Source organism: Labilibaculum manganireducens, from assembly GCF_963665805.2.
Lineage (GTDB): Bacteria > Bacteroidota > Bacteroidia > Bacteroidales > Marinifilaceae > Labilibaculum > Labilibaculum manganireducens.
In genome coordinates this window covers 12,920-38,611 of sequence record NZ_CAXXEE010000003.1, presented here as the reverse complement: position 1 = coordinate 38,611, position 25,692 = coordinate 12,920, and the positions used below count along the sequence as shown (strand labels likewise).

Below are 25,692 nucleotides of genomic sequence, written 5' to 3'. Positions count from 1 at the left end.
TTTAACAGATGCACATTTGATTCCATAGAAAATTCGATCTATTTTTACAGACAAATATTGCATCTATGAATGAATTAGCCTCCTATTTACACAAAAATATGATTGAAGCCGGTTGCGACGAAGCAGGACGAGGTTGTCTTGCCGGACCCGTATTCGCATCGGCAGTAATCTTACCTAAAAATTTCTCGAACAAAATATTAAACGATTCAAAAAAACTGTCAGAAAAAAACAGATATTTGCTTCGCGAAGTAATTCAGAAAGAAGCAATTGCCTGGGCAGTTGGAATTGTCAGCCATACCGAAATCGATCAGATTAATATTTTGAATGCTTCTTTTTTAGCTATGCACAGAGCTGTTGAGCAACTCAAAATTACACCTGAACATCTGCTTATTGATGGAAACCGCTTCACTCCTTATCCTAATATCAATCACACCTGTATCATAAAGGGAGATGGGAAATACTTATCGATTGCAGCGGCTTCTGTTTTGGCAAAAACCTATCGCGACGATTACATGTTATCCGAGCATGAGAAATTTCCTTGTTACGATTGGAAAAACAACAAAGGTTATCCAACCAAAAAACATCGCTTGGCCATTCAGGAGCACGGAATCAATCCCATCCACCGAAAAACCTTTTCTCTCCTGCCAAATCAATTAGAGTTGAAATTTTGAGGAAAAACAGCTCATTAACAAGCAATTATCAATTCTATTTAACGAGAAAAATACAGGGTTCATCTAATTTTCATGATCCAATAAAAATACAACACACTGATTAATAGTTGATTGTTTTTTTATGCGCTTTTTAGCACTTTTCGAAGAAAAATGTAATTGTATATTAATATTAACTTTGCTATTCGACTAAATACTTATAACAACTGATAACCATTCTGGTTGACCAAAAACCGGTTCGGTTATATTAAAAATTTAAAGTAAATCAAATGAGAAAATTTGCATCATTAATTTTGGGATTAAGCTTACTACTTAGCTTTTCCAATGCAAAAGCAGATGAAGGCATGTGGCTTTTATCTTTATTAAATAAGAACGTTGCCGAAATGAAGGCAAAAGGTTTAAAATTATCTGCCGATGATATTTACAGCATCAATAAAAGTTGTTTAAAAGATGCGATTGTGGGTTTAGGATTTGAAGGAAGACCATTCCGTCATTTCTGTACTGGTGAAATTATTTCTGATCAAGGTTTATTTCTTACAAATCATCACTGTGGATTCAGTGCTCTTCAATCACACTCTACAACAGAACATGATTATCTTTCAGATGGATTTTGGGCTTACGATAAAAATGAAGAGCTCACCAATCCAGGTGTTACAGCCTCTATATTAGTTCGCATGGAAGATGTATCGAAAGAAGTTCTTTCGGTAGTGAATGACGAAATGACTGAGGAAGATCGCTACAAGGCGATTGAAAAAGTTGCCGTAGAATTGGAGAAAAAAGCTGAAGAAGGAACAGATTACAAAGCGAATGTTCAAAGCATGTTTGAAGGAAACCAATATTTCCTTTTCGTATATGTAATTTATAAAGATGTTCGCTTAGTTGGAGCTCCTCCACAATCAATGGGTAAATTTGGCGGCGATACAGACAACTGGATGTGGCCGCGACACACTGCTGATTTTTCTATGTTCAGAATCTATACAGGAGCTGATGGAAAACCTGCTGATTACTCGGATAATAACATTCCATTAAAACCAAATCATCACCTTCCTGTTTCTGCCAAAGGTGTAGAAGAACAGGATTTTGCAATGATTATGGGATTCCCTGGAACTACTGACCGCTATCTTACCTCTTTTGGTTTGGAAGAGACAATGAAAATCACCAACCAAAACCGTTACGATATCCGTACTTTAAAATTGGATATTATGAAGGAAGATATGCTTAAAGATGCAAAAGTTCGTATTCAATATGCGGCCAAACATGCTCAGAGTGCAAACTATTGGAAATATTCAAACGAGCAAAACAAAGCTCTTACAAAGTTGAATACAATGGGGCACAAAAAAGAAATTGAAAAGGAATATCTTGAATGGGCAAATAAAAAATCAAAAAGAGAAGCTAAATATGGAAAAGCTCTTGAAATGATTGCTCAGGTTTATGCAGAACGTAAAGAAGTAATGAATGCCAGTTCGTACTTAAGAGAAGCTTTGCTAAGCGGTGCGGAAATGCCGGTTTTTGCGATTCAGCTAGGAGGTCTAAAATCGTTACTTGAGGCTGAAACTCCGGATACAACGGCAATTGAGAAGGCAATTACTGGTTACCGTCAAGCCGCTGAAGGTTTCTATAAAGATTACAATGCTCCAACCGATCAAAAACTAATGGCCGGCATGTACAAAATGTACGCAGAGAATATCCCGGCAGATCAACAGCCGGAGATATTCAAAACTTTTAGCGAAGAATACAACAACGACTTTAACAAATTAGCTTCTGACGTTTATTCAAACTCCATTTTTGCAACATCTGAAAGTTTCAATAAATTTCTTGATGATCCAAAACTGGAAACTCTTGAAAATGATATTGCTTTCAAAATAGGTAACTCAATCATTGCTAAATACAAAGAGATTAGAACTGAATTATCAAAAGGATCTGATCAACTGCAAAAAGGGAAACGCCTGTTTGTTGATGGTTTAATGCAAATCAATAAAAAGAAAAATCTGGCTCCGGATGCAAATTCATCTATCCGTTTAACTTACGGAAATGTTGGTGGATACACTCCAAAAGATGGTGTTTACTATAAACATTTCACAACTCTTAAAGGAGTAATGGAAAAAGAAGATCCTGCAAATGATGAGTTTGTTGTTCCTGCTAAACTAAAAGAGCTGTACAATAAAAAAGACTTTGGTCAGTATGCCGATAAAAACGGCAACTTACCTGTTTGTTTCTTAACCAACAGTGACATTACCGGAGGTAACTCAGGCTCTCCTGTAATTAACGGAAACGGTGAGTTAATAGGAACTGCTTTTGACGGTAATTCTGAGGCCATGTCAGGTGATATCGATTTTGAAGAAAATCTGCAAAGATGTATCAATCTTGACATTCGTTACACACTTTTCATTATTGATAAGTTTGCCGGTGCTCAAAATCTAATTGACGAAATGACTATTGTGAAATAAATAGTACTGAAATTTTAAATGTGAGTAATTAAATTGACTTACATGATAATTTTAAAAATATATCAAAATAGATTAACAAGGATGTTCGAATTTTCGGACATCCTTTTTTTAATTATTTTAAAGGGCACAAAGGAGAAATTAAAATATCCAAATTTATAGTCTGTTCTTGCCTGCTTATCGCAATAAATTGCGAACACTACCGCAAAAAGTTGCGGTAAGCAATGCAAAAAGTTGCAGTAAGCAGAGCGAAAATAGTAAGTAAGCATACACCAATTGGTTTGTACCGGTACCTGAAATCTCTTTTCCTTATCCAAAATCATCTTACACCATTTACAAAATAATTTGAGTTGCTTACAACTTGAAAAAATCAGGAACAAATTCCGCAGCCAATTTTCTTATACATCCTTTCTGCATCTCATTTTTTCTTACTTTTGATTTGAAAACCGCAAACCAATAATATGTCGACTAAAATAACCATGTATACTGATGGAGCTGCAAGTGGAAACCCCGGACCTGGTGGATATGGCGTAGTTTTAATTTCGGGAAAGCATCGAAAAGATTTAAATCAGGGATTTAAACTTACCACAAACAACAGAATGGAACTGATGGCTGTTATTGTTGGACTGGAAGCATTAAAAACACCCGGATGTGATGTTACGATTTACTCAGACTCGAAATACGTGGTTGATTCTGTAGAGAAAAAGTGGATTTTTGGTTGGGTTCAAAAGCGCTTTAAAGGAAAAAAAAATGCAGATTTATGGATGAGATTCCTGGAAGTTTACAAAAAACACAATGTGAAATTTGTTTGGATCAAAGGTCACGCTAACATTCCGGGAAACGAACGTGCCGACCAGTTAGCGGTTATGGCTTCCCAAGTGCCAAATCTTCCTGATGATGTTGGTTATAATCCTGAATAATTCAGCTTTATTCAGCTTTATTCACCCTCCTTCACACCAAAGAAATCTTCCAGATTTTTCTTGCTTTGTCCGCTTGAGATTAGAATCAGGTAATCACCCGTTGCAATCATTGTTCCCTTTGGCGGATTCTTCATTAACCTGCCCTCCTTCACCATCCCAATCAAAATTGCGTTGTAATCCAGCTTCAGTTTCATGAAAGCATCCATATATTCCTCACCGGAAAAATAGCATTCTTCTGTAATTATATACTGCTGAATGTCCGAATCTTCGTCAGCAACACTGGTAGAAATTAAATCTTCGGTATAGGTAGCTACATATGGTTCGAACAAGTAAGATGCAACTAATTTTGAAGCAACTTCGCTCTGTGCAATTACATGAACAATACCTGCATTCACAAAAGTTTCCCTCAAACTAGGGTTTAAACAAGTAACAACAACATTTGCCTCAGGGTATCTTTTCTTTAAATTGATCACAAAAACCAAAGTTTCCGAATCGTCATCGAAATTCACAAATATTCGTTTTGAACACTCAACATTCACTTTGCTTAAAGCTTCGACATTGGAGTAATCAGCAAAAAGACTAAATGTATTTTTAGAAGGATATACATCAGCAATTAAATCCAGATCAGCTTTATTATTGGTTACAAAAGCTACCTTTTGTCCTGCCAGAATAATTTGACTGGCTACTTTTTGTCCAAATTCGTTCCAGCCAATAATGATGTAATGATTATCAAAATCACTTCCCCAGAAACCACTTTTTTTCTTTTCCATATACTGATTAAATCTAACAGTTACTTCACCAATAACAAATCCCAATATTCCCAAACTTCCAATAATCACAAGTAAGCCAATAATTTTACCCGCAAATGTTACCGGATAAAAATCACCGTATCCCACCGTTGTAAGAGTTACAATAGCGTACCAAAAAGCATCTCCAACTGTCTTGATATTGGAATCGGGCGATTGCCCCTCAAAATATTTAATTCCCAATATGGCAATTACGTATATTAAAAATGCAATAAAAATACTTAGCCTTTTCTTCATGTGATTCTACTTATTCAGGTACACAAATCTCTACACCATCACCGTTCCATTTCACGCTCAGCTCACCTTCATTTACCAGGCTTTGAAAATCTTCTGATTTTTTCTGGTTGCAGCTGCTCAACTCAACATACGCCCATCCTTTATCCGGAAAAGTATGAATAGCTAAGTGTGATTCAGCCAGCAACCAAAAAGCAGTATATCCCTGAACCGGAAAATGATGATCGGTAAAATTCAAAATCACAAAGCCAACCTGCTCCAAATAATCTTGGAACTGAGCTTGCAAGACCTTAGGTTCACATTCCGAAACCCAAAATCGAAGATTGTGAATTTTTGCTGCTAATATTTTTGTTTTCGTCTTCATTCGACACTAATTTTAGACGCTGATTTATGATGATGAATCGGTTCAAATATCTTGTAGCATGCTACAAGACTACACCTATTTTAATAAAGATCCCAATTGCCTTTTAAATAATACTTATACAGCACAGGTTCATGAATTCTATTGATATAAACACTGTCTTTTTCCCAAGGATAAATATCCTTTCCAAAAGATGTAATCAAGGTCATAGCTTCCTTATTGATCCAACGTGTTGGTATACGAAACTCGAGATTTTGCAACTGCTTTTTCACATTGGTATCAGCAGGCTGTTTTACCCCTAAACTCCATCCCCATTCGCCTAAAGTTATCACCTGATTGTGCATTGGAACTGTTTCGAAACCCGCACTTTTCATTGTCTCTAAAATACACGAGAATGCCTGCGTTGCAAAATAAGGACTGCCAGCCTGAGTTACAATAACACCTCCCGGACGCAAATGACGATAACAAAGTTTATAAAATTCATGCGAATACAAACGTCCAAGTTCTACTCCTCTCGGGTCTGGTAAATCAATAATTAGTACATCGTAATAATCATCATTCGACAGCAAATATTTGTAACCATCATCATTCAATACCTCAACCTTTGCATTATTCAGCGAGTTTTGGTTCAATTCGGTCAAGATCGGATTCGTCTTTCCCAATTTGGTCATGGCCGGATCCAAATCAACTAAGGTGATCTTCTCAACCCTGGGATATTTTAAAATTTCCCGAACCGCACAACCATCGCCACCACCTAATACCAATACGTTAACCGGATTTGGATGCAATGTCATGGCCGGATGCACTAAAGGCTCATGATACATCAATTCATCACGCGTACATAACTGCTCGTTACCATTTAGGTACAGCCAGTAATCATTCTTCCATTTCGTAATTACAATACGCTGATATTTAGTTTGCTCCGTAAAAATCACCTTGTCGGAATATTTTTGCTGCTCGCCATATTTAATGATAGGATCAGTAACAAAAATTCCGGTTGTCAGCGAAATCATGACAAATGTGCCTAAGACAATCAAAGCTTTCCTTTCTGAGGATTTCAAAAGATCCCAAAGAAAAATCAACACCACAATCGAGACAGAGAAATTTACAAACCCAAGAATAAATGGAGTATAAATCAACCCAAACACCGGCAATCCGATAAAGGCAAAAAAGATACCTCCAAGCAGACTTCCATAATAGTCGTTCTCTAAAATATTTGAAATATTGAATCTTAATTTCTCGTAATCATCGTTAATACGGATCACCAAAGGAATTTCCATTCCAATCAACAATCCAATACAAATTGCCAGACTGTAAATAAGAATTCCTATGGATTGAGTATATGCAGAAGCCATATAAACCAATAAAGCAGCAAACGAAACGATGAACGATAACGCAAATTCCAAGATCAGAAAACGTTTCAATAAACGGGTCTCAAAATTCTTAGTAATTCGACTACCCAAACCCATTGAGAATAACATGAGTGAGATAATCATCACCCAGTGAAAAACAGAATTACCCAAGAAATACTGAGCCAAAGTGGACAAAATATACTCCGCCACCACACCTGAAAATCCTGTAGCAAAAATTGCCGCTTTTAATAATGTTGATTTATTCTTGAACACTTCATTTTAATTATGAATTAAGAATTATTAATTATGAGTTGGAATGCAAAAAACGGCAATATCCAACTCACGATCTTTAATTCATAATTCAGCATTTATAATTCGTAATTAACTACAAGCACCATGTGATTAAAACGGATCCACCGATGTAAGCAAATGCTTCAATCAGGGCAGCTCCAACATTGGGTTTTTCCTGATTGATAATTTCATCGGTTAACCGTTCGCCCGGCAGTAATATCTTATCTGTGATTAAACGCATAACCGGCAATAGAATAATTCCCACAATAAGCTCAAAACCAGCTTCGGCAAAGCTTGGCAACCAACCTTCAAAATCTCCTGTTAATCCAAAACGAATTAAATTTCCAATAGCAATGATAGCTCCGGCAAAACCAATTCCAACAGCAACATTATCCTTTTCGATGTGCTCGTGCAAATTGTATGGAGTAATCCAATTGTAAATACGTGTGGTTACAATTAAAGCAATCTGACCAAATGCCCAAAAAACAACAGCCGTAAGTACTCCAAACAAAAGACCTTCGCTCTCGCCCGAAACTGCTCCAAAAATAATTAAACCTGATGCTACCGAAACTGCTCCTTCTACAACGCCGGTTCCAGCATTCTGATCCTCAATAATCTCCTTACGAACTGAAAATTTTCTAAGTATTAAATAATCAGATAAAAATATGGAGATATTCAAAAGCACAATGGCCAATAAACCGTAAACGGCAATGTCAATCACATCATTTACCAAACCATTTGATGGTCCTACAATTGCACTTCCTATTGAAAACAATAAGCCGATATAGTATCCAACATGAGAAATGGCAAAGGCAAAGTTATCTTTCTTCACCAACTCCTCTTTCACTTTAAAGGATGGATGAAGCAATTGATAAATAAATTTTCCGATTAGGAAAATGACAAATGCTGCCATGATATAAACCACAGCATCATAAACAATAAACGAAATTTCTGATAATGATATCATAAATACTTGTTTTAGTACATTAGTAATTAGTAGTTAGTAAATAGAAATATAACCTCTTGGCTAAAGACTATGTACTAATTACCCGACCAAAAATTATTTTCCAAATCCACCGCTGCGGGAACGTGTTGAACTTGTGCGGTATCTTGATGAACTTCTTGTTGTTTTGCTTGATGATCTTGCACTGCTTGAACTTGAAGAACGACTTACTCTACTTCGAACCTTATCCTTAAATGTGGAAGGTTTGCTTCCCCACTTACTGTTGCTTCCCGAACCGGAAGAGGTATAGGATTTTGTTCCATAAACAGGACTGCTTCCGCGAGGGCCGTAATATCCTCTTGAACTTCCATAATATCCGCCACCACGATAATCATCCCAGTAAGAACGTCGGTACGATCCCATATTGAACATGTGCGACATGAAAGCATATTGTCCGTAGAACGCCCAGAAAGAAGATCCTCCCCGATTTTCCCATCGTCCATATTTCTCATTTCCAACGTAATGATTGTATCCTGCAGGTACAGCCTGCTTGGTCACGACCCCATCTTTTTTAGACGCAATTTCCATTCCCATATTATTCAAATTCTGAGAAAAGAACGGCTCACTCACATTTTTCCAAGTGGTTTTTTGTTCTACTACCGTGTCCGGACGCTGAATAATCACCTGATATTGATGACGGTAATTGTCAGAACCTTCATTAGCATCCATATCGAATAGAATTATCGAGAAGTTCTGTTCATTATTCAACTCCTTAATCAAATTATCAACGGGAGATTTTTGCCATGTTTCAGCAACTGAAGAAGAGGAGGAAGATCCTGATCGTCCACAAGTCTTTGCTATAAAAAACACTACAATAATCCCAATGATTACTTTAGTTACTGTGTTCATAAATTGTAGTTTATAATTACGAGTTAAGAGTTATCGATGAAAGTCAGATGCTTTTCATTAATAACTCTTACTAACTTATTTAGGTAAAATATTAGATATTTCGAATTCCTTAATTGCCTTACCAGCCGAAGCTTCGAATTCTTTTTCGTCCCATTGCTCAATGGTAACAATGTATTCTCCGGATTCATCAACAAAATCCCATGAAATAAATTCCACCCAATCCTCTCCACGGGCTTTATCATTAAAAAAACCCGGTGATTCCTGATCAAGGAAATATTTCTTATCCTTGTAGGTTAGGGTCGTTGGAGGTTTCTGATCTGATAATAAATCTGCAAGTACCTTCTCACCCAATTCACGAACTTTAATCTTATCGCAAACCGACAGGCTTATTTCATCATCATCTTCTACAGAAAGGAAAAGTGTTTTACTGCCATTATTTATCTTGTATTCTTTAGAGAAATAATTATCGCCCCAATCATACTCATAACTCGCCTGCACTTCCCAGCTCGACAGATCATATTCAAAAACAAAACCAACATCCAGATCGGTAACCCGGATATTGGTAGTGTCATATTTCGGCTGTTTCCTTTTAAAAAAATCGGTAAATCCCATTTTTAATTTCGTTCAAATTTGTAAAAACAGCTATTCTTTATTCTTCATTTTCGCTTTCAACTCTTCCAACGCATTGGATGCTTTCACATTGCTTTCGTTTAAAGTTGCATCAATTTCATCATCCAAACTACGGTTTTCAAAAGCAATGTCACCGTATGCTTCGGCCATTGCCTCTTGCTGCGCCACTTTATCTTTCATTTTCTCCAACATTCCAACAGTTCCCGAACTATCAATTCCGGAAAGCTGCTTGTTAATTTTTTGAGTAGCCTGACTGACGCGGGCACGGGCTTTTAAAGTCTTCAACTCATTCTCATAACGCGTAATGGTCGATTTTAACTTCTTCACATTCGTATCCAACTGACTAATGCTGGCATCAAATTTAACAACTTCTTCCTGAGATCTTGCTACCGTAGAAACAGCATCTTCTTTTTTCGCTAAAGCTTCGGTTGCCAAACGTTCTGCTTCCGACATTTCAAGCTCACCTCTTTCGGCCTTTTGCAATAATAATATTGCTTTTTGCTCGTAATTTTTAGCTACTGATTTTTGCTCATTTAATTCTCTCTTGCTGCGAATTGCCATTGCCTTAACCTCTGCTAAAGCCTGTAAACTCTTATCCAAGTCATTTTTCAGATCTCTGATTCCCTGTTCGGTCATCTTAATTGGATCTTCTAATTTATCTATAGCGGCATGGGCTTCTGCTTTACCCACATTGAATAATCTACTAAAAACTCCCATTTGTATATTGATTTATTAGGTTACAATTTTGAATATGAAATAATCTCTTCTGAGTACTCACTTAATAACATTTCCAATGAGTTAAGTGTTGCCTCTAATTCATTCTGATCTAAATTCTCTAACTGAAGAGTATCTCTAAAAAGAACTTTTTTTCCTGACCCGTCGAGAACAAATGCACCATGAATAATTTCTCTGTTCTTTTTCAGTAAAGCCTTATAAATTTCGGGATTATCATCTGTCAGCTCAAACAATACACCTTCAACAACCAAAATCGGGTCTTCACAATCAACAATCAGATTTGCAATTCCACCTTCCGGATTTTCAACCACAAACAGCTCTTCTGTCTTATCTTCTTTAATAATATTGAATTCTAAATTCAACAGGTAATCTTTTACCTTGTTATAATATGTGCTCATTTTTCTGTGCTTTTAAATTTCTGATTAAAATTAAAACAAATAATTAACCTAATAAAATATTTACCATCATTGGCCACATCTCTGGATTTTTTGCTTTGAGTTTGAAATTACTAAATATGAGAGTCTCTTCCCTCATTTTATCGGGAGAATCTTCATTTTATTCGATAAATGGAAGTTTTTACATGTTTTTCTGTTCTCAACTTAGTTTAGCTAATTTTCAACCATTCCCGGTACTTCAAAAATTCAGAAAACAAAAAGATTCAAAACTCTTTTAAATTTACAGTAAATGTACTTTTTATTTCATGCAGATATTTATATATTTAGGTTCGTCAAAAAATTAACCATTTATAATTAATAGCTACCGACTTGCTTACTTGTTCAAAACCAATTAAAACAATAAACACAGATCAATAGCAGGTCTTTTCCAAGCCTAACAAAAAATTAGTAATAATGAAGATTCACGAATATCAAGCAAAGGAAATTTTACGGTCGTTTGGTGTACCTGTTCCCGAAAGCAAGATTGCTTTTTCGGTTCAGGAAGCTGAAAAAGCAGCTGCCGAAATTGGTCTGCCCGTAGTTGTAAAAGCCCAAATCCACGCAGGTGGAAGAGGAAAAGGCGGAGGTGTTAAATTTGCACCTACCGCTCAGGATGTAACTCGTTACGCAAACGATATTTTGGGGATGACTCTAATAACGCACCAAACTGGTCCGGAAGGAAATTTGGTGAAGAAAGTTTTAATAGAAGCCGCTTCGAATATTGATCGTGAGTTATATGCCGGAATTGTAATGGATCGTGCGACCTCAAAAGTTACCTTTATGGTATCAACCGAAGGGGGAATGGAAATCGAAAAAGTTGCAGAAGAAACTCCTGAGAAAATTGTAAAAGTTGCCGTTGATACCGCTGTCGGTTTACAAGCATTTCAAGCCAGACAAATGGCATTTTCTCTCGGCTTAACCGGAGATGCTTTTAAAAATGGGGTTAAATTCTTAATGGCTCTTTACAACGCATATGTAGGTACTGATGCTTCAATTTTTGAAATCAACCCATTGGTAGTAACCAAAGAAGGTTATGTAATTGCCTTGGATGCAAAAGCTAATTTTGATGATAATGCATTGTATCGTCATAAAGACATTACTGCTCTTCGCGATTTAGATGAAGAGGAGCCTTTGGAAATAGAAGCAGGCAGATCAGGCTTAAATTACATTAAACTGGATGGAAATATTGGATGTATGGTAAACGGCGCAGGACTGGCAATGGGAACCATGGATATTATCAAACTAACAGGTGGTGAACCGGCTAACTTTCTTGATGTTGGAGGAGGGGCTTCGGCTGAAACTGTTGAGAAAGGTTTTAGAATAATTCTTTCGGATGGCAGCGTTAAAGCGGTTCTGATAAATATTTTTGGTGGAATTGTTCGTTGTGACCGCGTTGCAAAAGGAGTTATTGAAGCCATTAAAAATATCGATACGAAAGTGCCAATTGTGGTTCGCCTGCAGGGAACCAATGCTGAAGAAGGTAAAAAGCTTTTGGAAGAATCAGGAATGAATATTATTGCAGCCACAGAATTGAAAGATGCGGCCGAAAAAGTAGTAGCCACCCTTAAAACAATTGAAGCATAATGAGTGTATTAGTTAATAAAAATACTAAACTGGTGGTTCAGGGAATCACTGGTTCCGAAGGGGCTTTCCATACCCAGCAAATGATAGAATACGGAACAAATGTAGTTGCCGGTGTTACTCCTGGCAAAGGCGGTCAGCTCTTCATGGATAAAATTCCGATTCACAACACCATGAGAGGTGCTGTAGCAAAAACAGGTGCAAATGCATCTGTAATTTTTGTTCCGCCACCATTTGCAGCCGATGCAATTATGGAGGCTGCAGAAGCAGGGGTTTCTTTAGTTGTTTGTATTACCGAAGGCATTCCTACCATGGATATGCTAAAAGTTCATGAGTATCTTAAAAAATACCCAAAAACAACATTGATTGGCCCCAACTGTCCGGGAGTTATCACACCGGGTGAAGCTAAAATCGGAATCATGCCGGGATTTATTCACAAACCAGGTACAATTGGTATTATTTCCCGTTCAGGAACGTTAACCTACGAAGCTGTTCATCAGTTGTGCGAAGCCGGATTGGGTCAATCAACAGCTATTGGTATTGGCGGCGATCCAATTATAGGAACCAAGCACATTGATGCAGTAAAGCTTTTAAATGAAGATCCTAAAACCGAAGCCATTGTTTTAATTGGCGAAATTGGCGGATCGGATGAAGAAGATGCTGCTGCTTACATCGCAAAACATGTAGACAAGCCGGTTGTTGCATTTATCGCAGGTCAAACTGCGCCTCCAGGCAAACGAATGGGTCATGCCGGCGCTATTATTGCCGGTGGCAAAGGAACTGCTGATGAAAAAATGAAAGCCTTGGCTGCCGCCGGAATTCATGTTGTAAAATCTCCTGCGGATATTGGTAAGAAAATGAAAGAAGTTTTAGGTAAATAGGAGCTTCACAAACATAAAAAGAGCTTGATTCACATTTGAATCAAGCTTTTTTTTATATCATCTATATTTACTACAACTCAAATAAATTTAGATATTCCCACAAATAGAAAACCCTGTTTCTGCGGGCACCGGCATACTCTTTAAGAATGTTATGTGTTTCAAACTCTTTTACCAGTAAGTTTGCCGATTGAAAACTCAATTGCAATTTTTCCTTCACATCACTAACAGACATAAATGGGTTCGAATAAAACTCTGAAAGCAACTGTTTAGCAGATTGCTTTCTTTTTTTACTCATTTTTTCTTCAATGATCGAATCGTAATACTTAGTAAGATCTTCAACATTTCCCAGAAGATTCTTACTATGCAAAGCTGTTTCCTTTACTCCGGTAAGTACAAATTTAATCCATTGCTCAATATCATTTTTTGAACGTATTAGATTCAAACGGTGGTAATATTCCAAACGATTCTTTTCAAAGAAAATGGATAGACAGAAAATTGGACGGGCCACAAATTTTAAGCTTATAATCTCAAACAAAATTAAAATACGGGCAGTTCTTCCATTTCCATCCAAAAAAGGCAGAATATTTTCAAATTGATACAAAGAAATAGCCATTTTAATGAGTTGTGGTAATTCCAAATCGTCATTTCTCCAGAATTTTTTACCATCATTAATTAATATTTTCAATTCATGTTTATTGGGTGGCGAATAATTCGACTCCTCTTCAAAAGGATTTTCATGAGCATGAAAAAACGATCTTAACTTTCCCCCAAATTCTTCTTTGGAAGGAAGATCGGAACACAGGATTTTATGCGCCTCTTTCACCAAACGAACTGACAATGGAAACTTTTGCAGTTCATTTACTCCCCAATGTATCGCCTTAATATGATTTGCTATCTCTTTTTGTGCATACTGACTTTTAAACGATTGAGAAACATCAGGAACGAAAGCTTGATACAGGTCACTTTTATTTCCCTCAATTAAATTTGATGCAATAACTTCCTGAGCTATAAATAAAGGAATATGATTATCGATTCCGGGGAAAAATTTAGAATAGGCATTTAGCTCCCCCAATTCAAGCATGGCAGACTCTAAAAGTATATTTATTTGTTTGTCGTTCCATTCAAACGAACGGTTAATTAAAGAGGGCGTAACGCTTTTGTAGCCTTCCTTAAAACTTTGATAAACAAAATCTCCTCCTTTTTTTTTATTCAGCTTAACGCTCATATAATTGAATAAGGAATTATTATTCAGGCTAAAAGTATTAATAATTTAATAAAAACTAATACAAGAAGCAAAACCATGCATCTTACTTATAAATTTAGATACATCTATACATGCCATTTTCAAAGGGATACACGAGATTTATTCTCTCGGTGTTTTGATATTTTACTTGCAATACCTATAATTTGGATTATATTTCCCACGAATTAATTAATCATCTACTTATGATAAGAAAAATATGTTTAGCCATTGCGATAATTGTTATGGCTGTTAATGTAAAGGCTGAAGGTTACGCTGTTAACGTTCAAGGGAATAAGCAAACTGGTATGGGGCATGTGGGTACTGCATTAAATTTTGATGCAAGTAGTATGCAATGGAATCCAGGAGCTTTAGCTGCACTAGATCAAAAATATAGTTTCTCCGTAGGAGGGTTTGCAACCATAATTAAAACTGAGTTCACAGGCGCTTTAGGGAAAGAAAAAACAGATAACCCAACAGGAACTCCATTCTATTTGTATGGATCGATGAAAGTAAATGAAAAACTTGCAATTGGTTTGGGTGTTTATACTCCTTTTGGAAATAAGGTAGATTGGGGTAAAACATGGTCTGGAAAATATTTGATTCAAGACATTGAATTGAAAGCAATTTATATTCAGCCTACCGTATCCTATCAACTTGCTGATTGGATTAGTGTTGGAGCCGGACTAAATATTGTTTATGGTGAATTTAGTTTAAATAGAGCTTTTCCAATTAGAAATCCTGCGGACGGTTCCTATATTGCAGACGGTGCAGTAGAACTAAGTGGAAGTAAAATTAAATATGGCTACAACCTAGGTGTTTTTCTACAACCAACTGAAAAATTAAATATTGGTCTTTCCTATCGCTCACAAGTAGATATTGAGTTAGACTATGCAGATGGTGAAGCTGACTTTACAATACCTGAAGCCTTACCAGCACAAATCAAAGGAGTTTTTCCTGACGGTGGACTTGCTGCAACTTTACCGTTGCCTGCTAGCTTCAATGTTGGACTTGCTTACAAAATTGACGAAAAATGGTTGGTTTCTGCCGATGTAAATTTCGTACAATGGAATAAATACAAATCACTGGATTTTGATTTTGAAAATGATCCTGCAAATGTATTAGACTCTAAAAGCACAAGAAACTGGAGTAACACCCAGACCTACAGAATTGGAGCACAATATTCGGCTAATGAAAAATTAGACATTCGTGCCGGTTTCTACTATGATGAAACTCCAACTAGCAAAAAGTTTTACACACCAGAAACTCCAGGAGCTAATAAAATTGGTATCTCAGCAGGTTTCTCTTACATGCTGACCGATAAATTAAGCCTTGATGCTTCTTTATTGTACATCGAAGGTGAGAAAACCACCGGTACCGACCCAAGTGGTAGTTTCACAGGAGCTTACAAAAACACTGGTTTTTTACCAGGAATTGGAATCACCTACAACTTGTAATTACATACGTATCTCATTACATTGAAAAGCTTGATCGAAAGATCAGGCTTTTTTTCTTCTCTACAACTTAAAGTAATTATTTAAGAGTCTACTCCTAACCCTCTATACATTCGACTTTGATTAAGATTAATAAATCTTTAGTACAAATTATTGAAACAATTTCTTTATTTTGTACAAGAATGAAATCAATCTAAACTATTGATTCCCGTCACTACAAATTCATAATTATGAAGCTATTGCATACGACTCTGATTTTTATATTGATCTGTTTTAGTTCTTCAGCCTATTCCGATAAATTTGTTGATCCTGATCATCAAGCTGAAAATTCAGTCACACTGCAAATACTTCACTATCTGGATTCATCTGCTTATTTGCGTAATGTATCTTCTGAACAAAGTATAGTGGTTTGCCAAAAAGCCATATTATTGTCAGAGGAAAGTCAGGATCCCAATCTACTTTCAAAATCTTATAAAACACAAGGGATTAACCATTACTATGCCGGCACATATGATTCAGCTTTCGTTTATTACGAAAAATCAATTCCTCAGTTCGAAGCCATCAACTCAAAGGTTGATATCGGTAAAGTGCTTGGTAATATAGGCTTACTTTACAGAAAACAAGGTAAATATGACAAGGCTTTAGAGTATTATCTTAATAATCTGAAGATATATAAAGAAGCCAATTATGAAGAAGGTCTGGGTAGCGTTTTCAACAATCTTGGAAATTTATATTTTGAAACAAATGAATTTAATAAGGCTGAAACCTATTATCAATACGCCCTCCGCAATTTTAAGAAATTTAAGAAAACAAAAGAAATCGCAAATGCCTATTGCAATTTAGGCGCTGTCTCTGAGACCAGGAAAGAATTCGCAACAAGTCTCGGTTACTACAACAAATCTTTACACGAGAATTCGAAAATTGGGAATATTTTATTTGAATCAAAATTGCTTTTTAACATCGGCTTCTTACTTCATTCACAAGCCAAGCTGGATTCTGCCATTATTTATGTACAAAGAGCAGAAGATATTAGAATAAAAATAGGAGATAAAGACGGAATGGTTAGTGCTAAACTAGAACTTGCCAGAATTTCAATTGACCAGAAAAAGTACACATTAGCAGAAAAGTACCTACTTGAAGCAGATAAAATTGCAGTAACAAATAGTATGCTCAAATGGAGAGCGGAGATACTCGAATCCTTAACTACAGTCTATCGAAAAACCGGAAATTACAAGAAAGCCTATCTTCATCAGAATGAAATGATTCAGATATCTGACTCTCTGAACGATATTCAAACAACAAATCGTTTTGCTGAACTTTCAACAGCATATGAAATCGAAAAAAATCAAAAAGAGCTGGAATTATTGCAGCAGAAAAGTCAAATTCAGAACCTTGAATTAGGCAAGAAAAATGCATGGATCATTATTCTAATGATTGTGATGATATTGGGTGCTGTTGCCATTGTGGTCTCCCTGCGAATTAACCGATTACGGGCAGATCATAAAATTATGGATTTGCGCCAAAAAGTTCTGTTAACTCAAATGAATCCTCATTTTTTATTCAATTCATTAACAGCAATTCAGAGTTTTATACTCGATAAAAAGAATGAAGAGGCCAATAATTACCTTTCCCGATTAGCAAGTTTGGTAAGAGGGATACTGGAAAACTCCAGAGAAGAATTTGTATCACTCAGAACAGAACTCGAAACTTTAAAAGATTATATTGGTTTGCAAAAACTACGGTTTGAAAATGAAATAAACTATGAATTTGAAATTGATAAAAATATTGATCAGGATCAGGTACTTGTTCCACCAATGCTGGCTCAGCCATTTGTAGAAAATGCCTTAATTCATGGTATGTTGAGAACCAATCCTAATGCTCAGATACAAGTGAAGATATCACTAAACAAGAATTTGGATTTGCTTCGGTTTCAAATTAAAGACAATGGAATTGGTATTGACGAAGCCAAAAGGAACAGACAGGATAAAAATCATAAATCCATCGCTACGTCAATAGCTCTTGACCGTGTTAAGATTTACAATTTTAAATCATCTAAAAAAATGCATTTCGAAATAATAGATCTTAACCATCTTGATCAAAATTCTCACGGTACTCAAGTCTGTTACACAATCCCTTTACTCCTCTATTGCAACAGATCCTAATTCATAAAATTTACCCGGACGTAAAATTTATTTTTATCTGCAATTTTAACTCTCATTGTCTCATATTCTTTTTTGGCACTTGCCATGTTTAATAATATAGAAATAACACTATAATTATTGTTCTTTTTGGTGTGTCGCTATTACTTTTGCGATATGAAACGTCCATAACAAGGATATTTTGACACACAGGGGATAATAATTCCAGCATGGTTAGTTCCATGTGGCAATAAAAAACAAATTTATACATGAAACATCTTATTTTATTATCCCTCATATATTGCTTGTTGCCAAGCAAATTATTGTCAAGTAATTTTTCCAAACCCGACGCGACACTCAAAATTCAATTGCAAAGTGAAATACCAATAACCCAAATTTTAAATAAAGCAGAGGAGTTAAGAGACTCATCATATAACGAAAGTATTAAAGTTGGAAAACAAGCGCTTGTATTAGCTCTTGAAACAAACAATTCCAACATTTTAGCCTCCGCCTACAAATCGTTGGGAGAAACCTATTTGCTCCAAGGTATTTTTGATTCTTCAGAATATTATTACAGGGAAGCTATAGCTCAATATAAAATAGTGGATGACAGTCTAAATATTGGAAAAATAACCGCAAACATCGGTATTATTTACCGCAGAACAAGAAAATACAACGAAGCGTTACAACAATACCTAAAGGCATTAAGTATCTACAAATCTATGCATTACGAGAAAGGCATAGGAAGTGCCTACGTAAACATTGGAGGAGTGCATCAGACGTTGGGAGATTTTGACAGAGCTCTGGAATACTATCAGTATGCCCAACAAATATATGAGAAACTGGGCAACAACAAAGGACTAATACACATCTTTATTAACATCGGTGTTCTGTATAGTGAACTCGAAAATCACGAACAGGCACTTTCTTATCGACTTCGTGCCTTAGACCTAAATGAAGAAACAGGCAATACTCAACTCAAGTCAACCATTCTTTTGAACATTGGCGAATCTTATTTTGCAACAAATCAGCCCGTTAAAGCATTAGGATATTTAGATCAATGTGAAAAACTGCGAATCCAACTTAACGACCATTGGGGAATGAGCAAAGTATTCATTTTAAAAGCATTAGCTTACGAGAAGATTAATAAAAATATAAAAGCAGAAGCATATTTTAAAAAATCCATTCAAGCTTGCATAGAAAATCAATTGTTTGACGATTTAAAAGAGAGCTATTTCTTCTATTCCCAATTTTTAGAAAAAAGAAATCACCCAAAGGAAGCAATCAATTATTTAAAAAAATACCATTTCATTAATGATTCTCTAATTGCAGTTTTTCAAAACAAAGCTGTAAAAGAACTGACCGCGAAATATGAGTCTGAACAGAAAGAAAAAGAACTTGAACTTTTGACTCAGAAAAGTCAGATTCAAAATCTTGAAATAGGCAAAAAAAATTCATGGATCATTATTCTAATAATCGCAATGATATTGGGTGCCGTTGCCATTGTAGTCTCTTTACGAATTAACCGATTAAGAGCCGACCATAAAATTTTAAATTTACGCCAAAAAGTGCTGTTAACCCAAATGAACCCACATTTTTTATTCAATTCATTAACGGCCATTCAGAGCTTCATACTCGACAAAAAGAATGATGAAGCCAACAATTATCTATCCCGATTAGCTAGTTTGGTTAGAGGAATATTGGAAAACTCCCGAGAGGAGTTTGTAACGCTTCGAACTGAGCTCAATACATTAAAGGACTATATTGGTCTTCAGAAATTACGTTTCGAAAACGAAATAAGTTATGAATTCGAAATTGATAAAAACATCGATCAGGATCAGGTTCTTGTGCCACCAATGCTGGCTCAGCCTTTTGTCGAAAATGCTTTAGTACACGGAATGCTTAGAAATAATCCCCATGCAAAAATACAGGTTAAGGTTTCGCTTACAAAAAATATGGATTCGGTACAATTTCAAATTAAAGACAATGGGATTGGTATAAACGAGGCCAAGAAATCACGCACAAATATAAATCATAAATCCATAGCGACATCTATAGCTCTTGACCGTGTTAAAATTTATAATTTCAAATCTGCTAAAAAAATGAACTTTGAAATTGCTGATTTAAAGAATAACGACCCAAATCAATCTGGAACTCAGGTAACTTATAGCATCCCGATAAATATTTGCAGCAACTAGTTTTTAAGTTGAATTAGCGTTTTAATGCATTTCAAACTTTAACAGAAATCTATTTTTCATTCTCATACACTGTCACAATATCGTATCCCTTTTCAAGTAAAAGACCTTTTGTTGTGGAATAATTTCTGGTAAAACCCAATAAATAGCCTCCACCTCCGGAACCGCACAATTTCAGCCAAAATTTTTGCGAGTTTAATCCTTCAGCCCATAAATCAAGGAAATTCTCTGGAATCATCGACTTAAAATTAGTCAATTGAAATTTTGACAATTGACCCAACTCTGTAAAAAAGGAATCTGCATTTCCATTCACCAATTGCTGAATGCACTGATCATTCATTGGAATTAACTCCTGCTCCATTAAAGCCAGAAACTCTTTGTTCTCGCAATTCTTCAAAAATGAACGAACCAATGGTTCTGTATTTCCCGATTTCTGAGAATTAATTAAAAAGATCGCACTGTCTTCACCAAATTTTTTCCCCGGCAAACTTACCTGTTCAATTTCATTCTGATTGTAAATTAACAAAGGAACTTTCAGATAAGAATTCAAAGGATCCAAACCAGAACTTTTACCATGAAAACCTGATTCCAACTGAGCCAAAATATTCTTCAATTGAATAATTTCACCATTTTTTAACTTCTTACTGTTCCCAATCGGATTGATTCCATATTTCTTATAAACAGAAGCACACAGTGCTCCTGAACTTCCCAAGCCGTAGCTCTCCGGAATACTCGACTCAAAATACAAACCTTTATTAATATCATTTTCAAAGGTTCTCAAATCAAGTATAGAATCATATTTATCCGAATTATCAATCAGATAATTTAAAAATTTGAACAATTCCCTATTGGATCGTTTGGCAAAATTCCGATCGGTATATTTATCATCACCAATAAAATTTAGCTCTCCATTAAAATGGGTATAAGGAATACTTAACCCCATCGAGTTTAGTAAAACACTGTACTCACCAAAGAGTAATATTTTCGCGTAAAATAAGTCAGGATGTATTCTCACAGCTCTCTACATTTTTATTTTTTGTGGTCCTTCCCCCTTTTCATCAACAATATACTTTCCATTTTCAAGAAACTGAGATAATTCAGAATCGATAAAAGGAACTACTCTTTCCTTTTCTGATTTAGGATACAGCAGATGTATATTTGGTCCTGCATCCAAAGTAAACCCAACAGGAACATTACTACTTAAACGATAGGATCTTATTCTCTCAATTAATTCCAGAGTATTTGGTTTCAACAAAGTAAACGAAGGAGTCGAATTCATCATTAATCCGTGTAAACTCAATGCCTCATTTTCCATGATTTCAATAAACTCTTCCAAATCGCCGGATCTCAGTACACCTAACATTCTTTCAAAATGTTTATTTGCCTGAGCAAAACGGGCTGATGCATAAGGGTGATTTTCCATTAACTGATGCCCAGCAGAACTGGAAACTTCTTTCTTTTTGGAACTCACCAAAAGAATAGCATCTTGAAAATCCTGAAAAACCGGATGTGTGTATTTCGAAAAAGGAACAGCATATTCATCGGAAGATTTAGAAAACGAATTGCTTTCCCCCCAAGCTACGAAACCTCCATAAACCGATCGTGAAGCACTTCCGGATCCTAATCGGGCAATAAAACCAGCTTTTCGGTAAAACTCATCCTCAGCCATTTCTACTCCTGAAATTTCCTCTAGCATACTACACAAACAAAGAGCAATAGAACTCATAGCCGAAGCAGAGCTTGCAATTCCTGTTGAATGTGGAAATGTATTTTCTGAGGAAACGGATAATTGATAATCGGTAAGGAATTTAAAATGATCTGATAAGTTTTCGATGAATTTTGTTATTCGCTGCTCAAATGAAACTTGTCTTTTACCCTCAAACAAAAAACTCAATGGATCCCCATTACCTTTTGGTTCATAAGAAAGTACAGTTCGGGTAAGCGAGTTTTTTAAACTCATACTTATAGAAGGATTACAAGGCAATTGATTTCCTTTCTTTCCCCAATATTTAATTAATGCAATATTTGAAGGGCTTTCCCAGCCAATCGATCCTGAATTTTTATAATCTGCCATCGCGTAGCCGTAAATTAATTTGTTCCCAGTATCATTTCTTTCCAGGAAAAGATACTTGTAAATCCCGCTCTGTAAAAATAGGATTGTATTTCTTTCTTAGTCAAATCACTTCTTACCATAACAAAATCTCCTCCCCAGGCTCCAAGTGATTTAACAGAACCCTTGAAATCAGGAAATAATTTTTCTTTCACACATTCCTGCCCTAATAATTCAGACACCAAAAACTCGTGCATTTTAATCACATGATCGAATTCCTTTGAATTTTTAGAAGAAAGAATATCCTTGCTGAATTGAGTGATTCTATCCAATTCTTCCTCAGTACACTTACGTTCATTAAGAAAACTATTAACAGAATCAGCACTCTTTTGCTTTTTACCCAAAAAAACAAAGTGCAGCTGAGTCACAAATCTTTCCGGAAAATCCACAGGATATATTAACGGATGAGCACCATCCCTTCGAAACAAGATTGGTTTGCAGTAATTTGCGCATGCAATATCAAAACCAGATCCGTTCGAAACCAAGGAATGCAAATTGTATGGATTCACATCGGCCCATTGAGCAACATTATTTATTAAGGTTGAACTGCTGCCCAAACCCCAGTTTCGATCAAAATCGAATTCTGTTCGTATTTTAAAATTGCAGCTATTCAAAAAAGAAGGATTTAAACTTTTGGCTCTATTCAAAAGAAAGCACACAAAATCTTTTTCTGTTTCTCCTTCAACGGTTTGATTTGTAATGTCCTGATTTGAGATTGAAAATTGGAGCCATAATTTCCCTTTTTCATAGGCCAGCCATTCCAAATCCGATTCCTCAGATTCAAAAACTTCCAGAACCTGCCCATATTTCAAGGGAATTGCAAGAGCCAAAGCTCCGTGCAGTACAAGATATTCGCCTGTAAGCAAAAATTTAGCGTTCGAATAATATTTATATAGAGGCTTCAAATTCTATTGCAGCTTAGTTCTTAGTGATTTAATAAATGCTTCCACTTCACTATAAGAAACAGTCTTGTGAGCAAAATATTCCAAGGCCTGTTTCTTTTCTTCATAATCTGCTTTTAAAGCATTTAGCAAATTCGATAAATGCATTTTCATATGTCCTTGCTGAATTCCCGTTGTGACTAAAGATCGCAAAGCACCAAAATTATTAGCCAATCCGGCGGCAGCAGTAATCATCATTAATTCCTTCGCCGATGGTTTCCCCAGCAATTCCAAACCAAATTTTGCCAAAGGATGCAAGCTTGTTAAGCCGCCAACAGTTCCTAACGACAAAGGCATGGTTAACTGATACCGGAATCGGTTATGAGATACGCTGGCCTGCGTCAGACTTTTATATTTCCCTGTTTTTGATGCGTAAACGTGTCCGTTTGCCTCGATAGCCCGAAAATCGTTACCTGTAGCTAAAGCAACAGCATCAATTCCATTAAAAATTCCTTTATTATGCGTCGTTGCGCGATATACATCCAATTCTGCTATTCTAGAAGCTTTCTGAAATTTATGCGCAAATTCTTTTCCACTAAGCCCCGGATGAATTTCATCCAACTCATCAAGACTGCATTCCACAGAACACTCAACAAGACAATCCGGTGTATAATTGGAAAGAATCGACATGATTACTTCACATTCCCGTTCTACATCCGAAAGCCCTTCGTAATGTTTAAAGAATCGTTTCATTTGATGAGCCATTTTCTCCAAACAGGAATTAATAAAATTAGCTCCCATCGAATCTGCAGTATCAAAAGTCACATGCAGTTGATAATAATTTTCCATTTCACCAGAAAGATTCACCAGCTGAATACTTTGAATTCCACCACCTCTTTGGCGCATGTTTCCGGTTAATTCTTTGGTTGCCCGATACAAATCAAATTTTAATTCAGGCAATAAGTCATTCAGTTTGTTCGAATCACCCTTCCAAATAAAATGAACCTGTCCCGATTTCACAACAGAAACGACACGAGCAGTAAATCCTCCATGACTCGCCCAAAACTTAGCCGACCTCGATGCTGCAGCAATCACAGAACTTTCCTCAATCACCATCGGAATGTGATACAACTGATTATTGATCAAGAAATTGGGCGCAACGCCAAAAGGAAGATAAAAATTAGAAAGAGTGTTCTCACTAATCTCATCCAGCAAATCCTGTTGTTCCTTATTTTGGAGGCGAAAACTATCCAGCTGCGATTTAATTCGCTCTGCACTGCCAGTTAACTCGCCCATTTTCTCCATCTTCTCTTCACGAGATAGTTTGGAAAATCCTGAAATGATTGCTTTCCGCTTCATATCTTTCATCTTAATTCTTTCGCTGATTTTGAATCAACCAACAAAATAATAAAATACTTTGAAGTCCTAAATTACATTTTTTAAGTAGTTGTCCCAAAAAACAGAAGGTTTTTTAGGTAAAACTATTATTTTCGAACACGTAAGAAACTCTTTGACAGTTGTAATCCTTTCCTTTGTGATTCTAAATATGCTCTTAACTCTTCGTATGATTCTTTTGCATACTTCAAAAGTGAAGATGCCTGACCATAAATTGCAGGAAGTGTAGATTTCTCCATTAAATAGTAGCCATCCAGAAAATTTTGAATCCCTCCTGAAATAATGATTTCCTTACACTTTACCTGATCATCACTGGCAACAATTTCATTCACCCAATCCGTCATTTGATTAGCCGAATGCCCAATTTGAGCGAGAGGCTCGAACAATTTAATTTGAGAATCAGAATGACGCAACAACTCTATTTTCGCAAAATTGGTTCCTCCGAATGCAGCAAATTCAATTGCCTGAAGTGGGAGATGCAATAAAGCCCGTAAACTTTCAGGTCCCATTCCCTGGCCAACTTCTTTTACAATAATTGGAAAATCAACCTCATCCAGCAAGTATTCAAGACTGTCTATCGGCGATTGATTGATTCGATCGCCTTCTGGCTGCAACCATTCCTGCATTGGGTTGATGTGAATAATCAATCCATCAGCACGCAAACGACCAACCAATCTTATGATCTTACTGATTTTTTTCTTCTGAATTAATTCTTCGAGCTGACAGATTCCTAAATTTGCATACAAAGGCAAATCATCACCAATGATTGAACGCACATCAAAATCGGAAAAATATTCATCGCTATCCAAAAGAGACCGACATGAACCCAGCCCCATTCCCATACCAAATTCCGCACAGGCGCGCGCCAAATTTCGATTGATCTTTCCTGCCAATTCTGTTCCGCCTGTCATGCTGGAAACCCATATTGGAGTTTGCATATCCTTCCCCAAGAAAGTAAACGTTGTATCATCAGCCTTAGGATGAGAACTAAGCATAGGTTCGTAATAAAAACGTTCATCAATCAAAGCGTCCTTCATTTGAGAACGAAAAGCCAATTCAATGTGATCTTTTTTTCTGTCTGTCATAAATT

General features: G+C 36.2%; 22 protein-coding genes. 8 read left to right on the top strand and 14 right to left on the bottom strand.

Going from position 1 to position 25,692, the window contains the following annotated elements; all coding sequences use genetic code 11:
* Positions 1-65 precede the first annotated feature (65 nt).
* From ACHZAX_RS00200 to rnhA, 3 genes are all read left to right on the top strand, one after another.
* A complete protein-coding gene (locus ACHZAX_RS00200) occupies positions 66-671 on the top strand; it encodes a ribonuclease HII (RefSeq protein WP_101309927.1) in 606 nt (201 codons plus the stop codon).
* Positions 672-937: 266 nt separating this feature from the next.
* On the top strand, positions 938-3,115 hold the full coding sequence (locus ACHZAX_RS00195; RefSeq protein WP_320017611.1) for a S46 family peptidase: 2,178 nt from the start codon (positions 938-940) through the stop codon (positions 3,113-3,115).
* 458 nt (positions 3,116-3,573) lie between these two features.
* Positions 3,574-4,032, top strand: coding sequence for a ribonuclease HI (gene rnhA, locus ACHZAX_RS00190; RefSeq protein ID WP_320017610.1), 459 nt, complete (start codon positions 3,574-3,576; stop codon positions 4,030-4,032).
* A gap of 17 nt (positions 4,033-4,049) precedes the next feature.
* On the opposite strand, the gene ACHZAX_RS00185 is transcribed toward rnhA, so the two are convergent.
* The 8 genes from ACHZAX_RS00185 to ACHZAX_RS00150 form a co-directional block, all read right to left on the bottom strand.
* Positions 4,050-5,075 (bottom strand): potassium channel family protein, encoded by a 1,026-nt coding sequence (locus tag ACHZAX_RS00185; RefSeq protein ID WP_320017609.1) that lies wholly within the window; start codon positions 5,073-5,075, stop codon positions 4,050-4,052.
* A 10-nt stretch (positions 5,076-5,085) separates the two neighbouring features.
* A complete protein-coding gene (locus tag ACHZAX_RS00180; RefSeq protein ID WP_320017608.1) occupies positions 5,086-5,436 on the bottom strand; it encodes an S-adenosylmethionine decarboxylase family protein in 351 nt (116 codons plus the stop codon).
* Between the two features lie 80 nt (positions 5,437-5,516).
* The gene (locus ACHZAX_RS00175; protein WP_320017607.1) at positions 5,517-7,058 is read right to left on the bottom strand and encodes a polyamine aminopropyltransferase; all 1,542 of its coding nucleotides are present in this window, start codon (positions 7,056-7,058) and stop codon (positions 5,517-5,519) included.
* A gap of 112 nt (positions 7,059-7,170) precedes the next feature.
* Entirely contained in the window at positions 7,171-8,043 is an 873-nt protein-coding gene (locus ACHZAX_RS00170; RefSeq protein ID WP_320017606.1) for a DUF350 domain-containing protein, read from the bottom strand.
* Between the two features lie 93 nt (positions 8,044-8,136).
* The gene (locus ACHZAX_RS00165; RefSeq protein ID WP_320017605.1) at positions 8,137-8,928 is read right to left on the bottom strand and encodes a hypothetical protein; all 792 of its coding nucleotides are present in this window, start codon (positions 8,926-8,928) and stop codon (positions 8,137-8,139) included.
* A 75-nt stretch (positions 8,929-9,003) separates the two neighbouring features.
* On the bottom strand, positions 9,004-9,540 hold the full coding sequence (locus tag ACHZAX_RS00160; protein ID WP_320017604.1) for a DUF4178 domain-containing protein: 537 nt from the start codon (positions 9,538-9,540) through the stop codon (positions 9,004-9,006).
* Between the two features lie 30 nt (positions 9,541-9,570).
* Complete coding sequence (locus tag ACHZAX_RS00155) at positions 9,571-10,275, bottom strand: PspA/IM30 family protein (protein WP_101309937.1); 705 nt, start codon at positions 10,273-10,275, stop codon at positions 9,571-9,573.
* Positions 10,276-10,295: 20 nt separating this feature from the next.
* Complete coding sequence (locus tag ACHZAX_RS00150; protein ID WP_101309938.1) at positions 10,296-10,691, bottom strand: YbjN domain-containing protein; 396 nt, start codon at positions 10,689-10,691, stop codon at positions 10,296-10,298.
* Between the two features lie 450 nt (positions 10,692-11,141).
* On the opposite strand from ACHZAX_RS00150, the gene sucC reads away from it, so the two are divergent.
* Both sucC and sucD read left to right on the top strand, forming a co-directional pair.
* The gene (sucC, locus tag ACHZAX_RS00145; protein WP_101309939.1) at positions 11,142-12,311 is read left to right on the top strand and encodes an ADP-forming succinate--CoA ligase subunit beta; all 1,170 of its coding nucleotides are present in this window, start codon (positions 11,142-11,144) and stop codon (positions 12,309-12,311) included.
* Complete coding sequence (gene sucD, locus ACHZAX_RS00140) at positions 12,311-13,189, top strand: succinate--CoA ligase subunit alpha (RefSeq protein WP_101309940.1); 879 nt, start codon at positions 12,311-12,313, stop codon at positions 13,187-13,189. Before sucC ends, sucD begins: the two co-directional genes overlap by 1 nt.
* Positions 13,190-13,259: 70 nt before the next feature.
* Here sucD and ACHZAX_RS00135 read toward each other — a convergent pair whose 3' ends face one another.
* Positions 13,260-14,414: a Fic family protein gene (locus ACHZAX_RS00135; RefSeq protein WP_320017603.1), complete on the bottom strand. Its 1,155-nt coding sequence runs from the start codon at positions 14,412-14,414 to the stop codon at positions 13,260-13,262.
* A gap of 221 nt (positions 14,415-14,635) precedes the next feature.
* Between ACHZAX_RS00135 and ACHZAX_RS00130 the strand changes: the two genes are divergently transcribed.
* The 3 genes from ACHZAX_RS00130 to ACHZAX_RS00120 all read left to right on the top strand — a co-directional run bounded on the left by ACHZAX_RS00130 (position 14,636) and on the right by ACHZAX_RS00120 (position 20,219).
* Positions 14,636-15,886: an OmpP1/FadL family transporter gene (locus ACHZAX_RS00130; protein ID WP_320017602.1), complete on the top strand. Its 1,251-nt coding sequence runs from the start codon at positions 14,636-14,638 to the stop codon at positions 15,884-15,886.
* A gap of 227 nt (positions 15,887-16,113) precedes the next feature.
* Positions 16,114-18,045 carry a tetratricopeptide repeat-containing sensor histidine kinase gene (locus ACHZAX_RS00125; protein WP_320017601.1) on the top strand — a complete coding sequence of 644 codons (1,932 nt, stop codon included), beginning with the start codon at positions 16,114-16,116 and terminating at the stop codon, positions 18,043-18,045.
* Positions 18,046-18,290: 245 nt separating this feature from the next.
* Entirely contained in the window at positions 18,291-20,219 is a 1,929-nt protein-coding gene (locus tag ACHZAX_RS00120) for a tetratricopeptide repeat-containing sensor histidine kinase (protein ID WP_320017600.1), read from the top strand.
* Positions 20,220-20,268: 49 nt separating this feature from the next.
* On the opposite strand, the gene ACHZAX_RS00115 is transcribed toward ACHZAX_RS00120, so the two are convergent.
* The 5 genes from ACHZAX_RS00115 to ACHZAX_RS00095 all read right to left on the bottom strand — a co-directional run bounded on the left by ACHZAX_RS00115 (position 20,269) and on the right by ACHZAX_RS00095 (position 25,687).
* Positions 20,269-21,231 carry a GHMP family kinase ATP-binding protein gene (locus ACHZAX_RS00115; RefSeq protein WP_320017599.1) on the bottom strand — a complete coding sequence of 321 codons (963 nt, stop codon included), beginning with the start codon at positions 21,229-21,231 and terminating at the stop codon, positions 20,269-20,271.
* A 6-nt stretch (positions 21,232-21,237) separates the two neighbouring features.
* Positions 21,238-22,290: a diphosphomevalonate decarboxylase gene (gene mvaD, locus ACHZAX_RS00110; RefSeq protein WP_320017598.1), complete on the bottom strand. Its 1,053-nt coding sequence runs from the start codon at positions 22,288-22,290 to the stop codon at positions 21,238-21,240.
* Between the two features lie 14 nt (positions 22,291-22,304).
* Positions 22,305-23,231 (bottom strand): GYDIA family GHMP kinase, encoded by a 927-nt coding sequence (locus tag ACHZAX_RS00105; protein WP_143470888.1) that lies wholly within the window; start codon positions 23,229-23,231, stop codon positions 22,305-22,307.
* 3 nt (positions 23,232-23,234) lie between these two features.
* Positions 23,235-24,566 (bottom strand): hydroxymethylglutaryl-CoA reductase, degradative, encoded by a 1,332-nt coding sequence (locus tag ACHZAX_RS00100; RefSeq protein ID WP_101309982.1) that lies wholly within the window; start codon positions 24,564-24,566, stop codon positions 23,235-23,237.
* A gap of 125 nt (positions 24,567-24,691) precedes the next feature.
* Positions 24,692-25,687, bottom strand: a complete 996-nt coding sequence (locus ACHZAX_RS00095; RefSeq protein ID WP_320017597.1) for a beta/alpha barrel domain-containing protein — start codon at positions 25,685-25,687, stop codon at positions 24,692-24,694.
* Between the last annotated feature and the right edge of the window lie 5 nt (positions 25,688-25,692).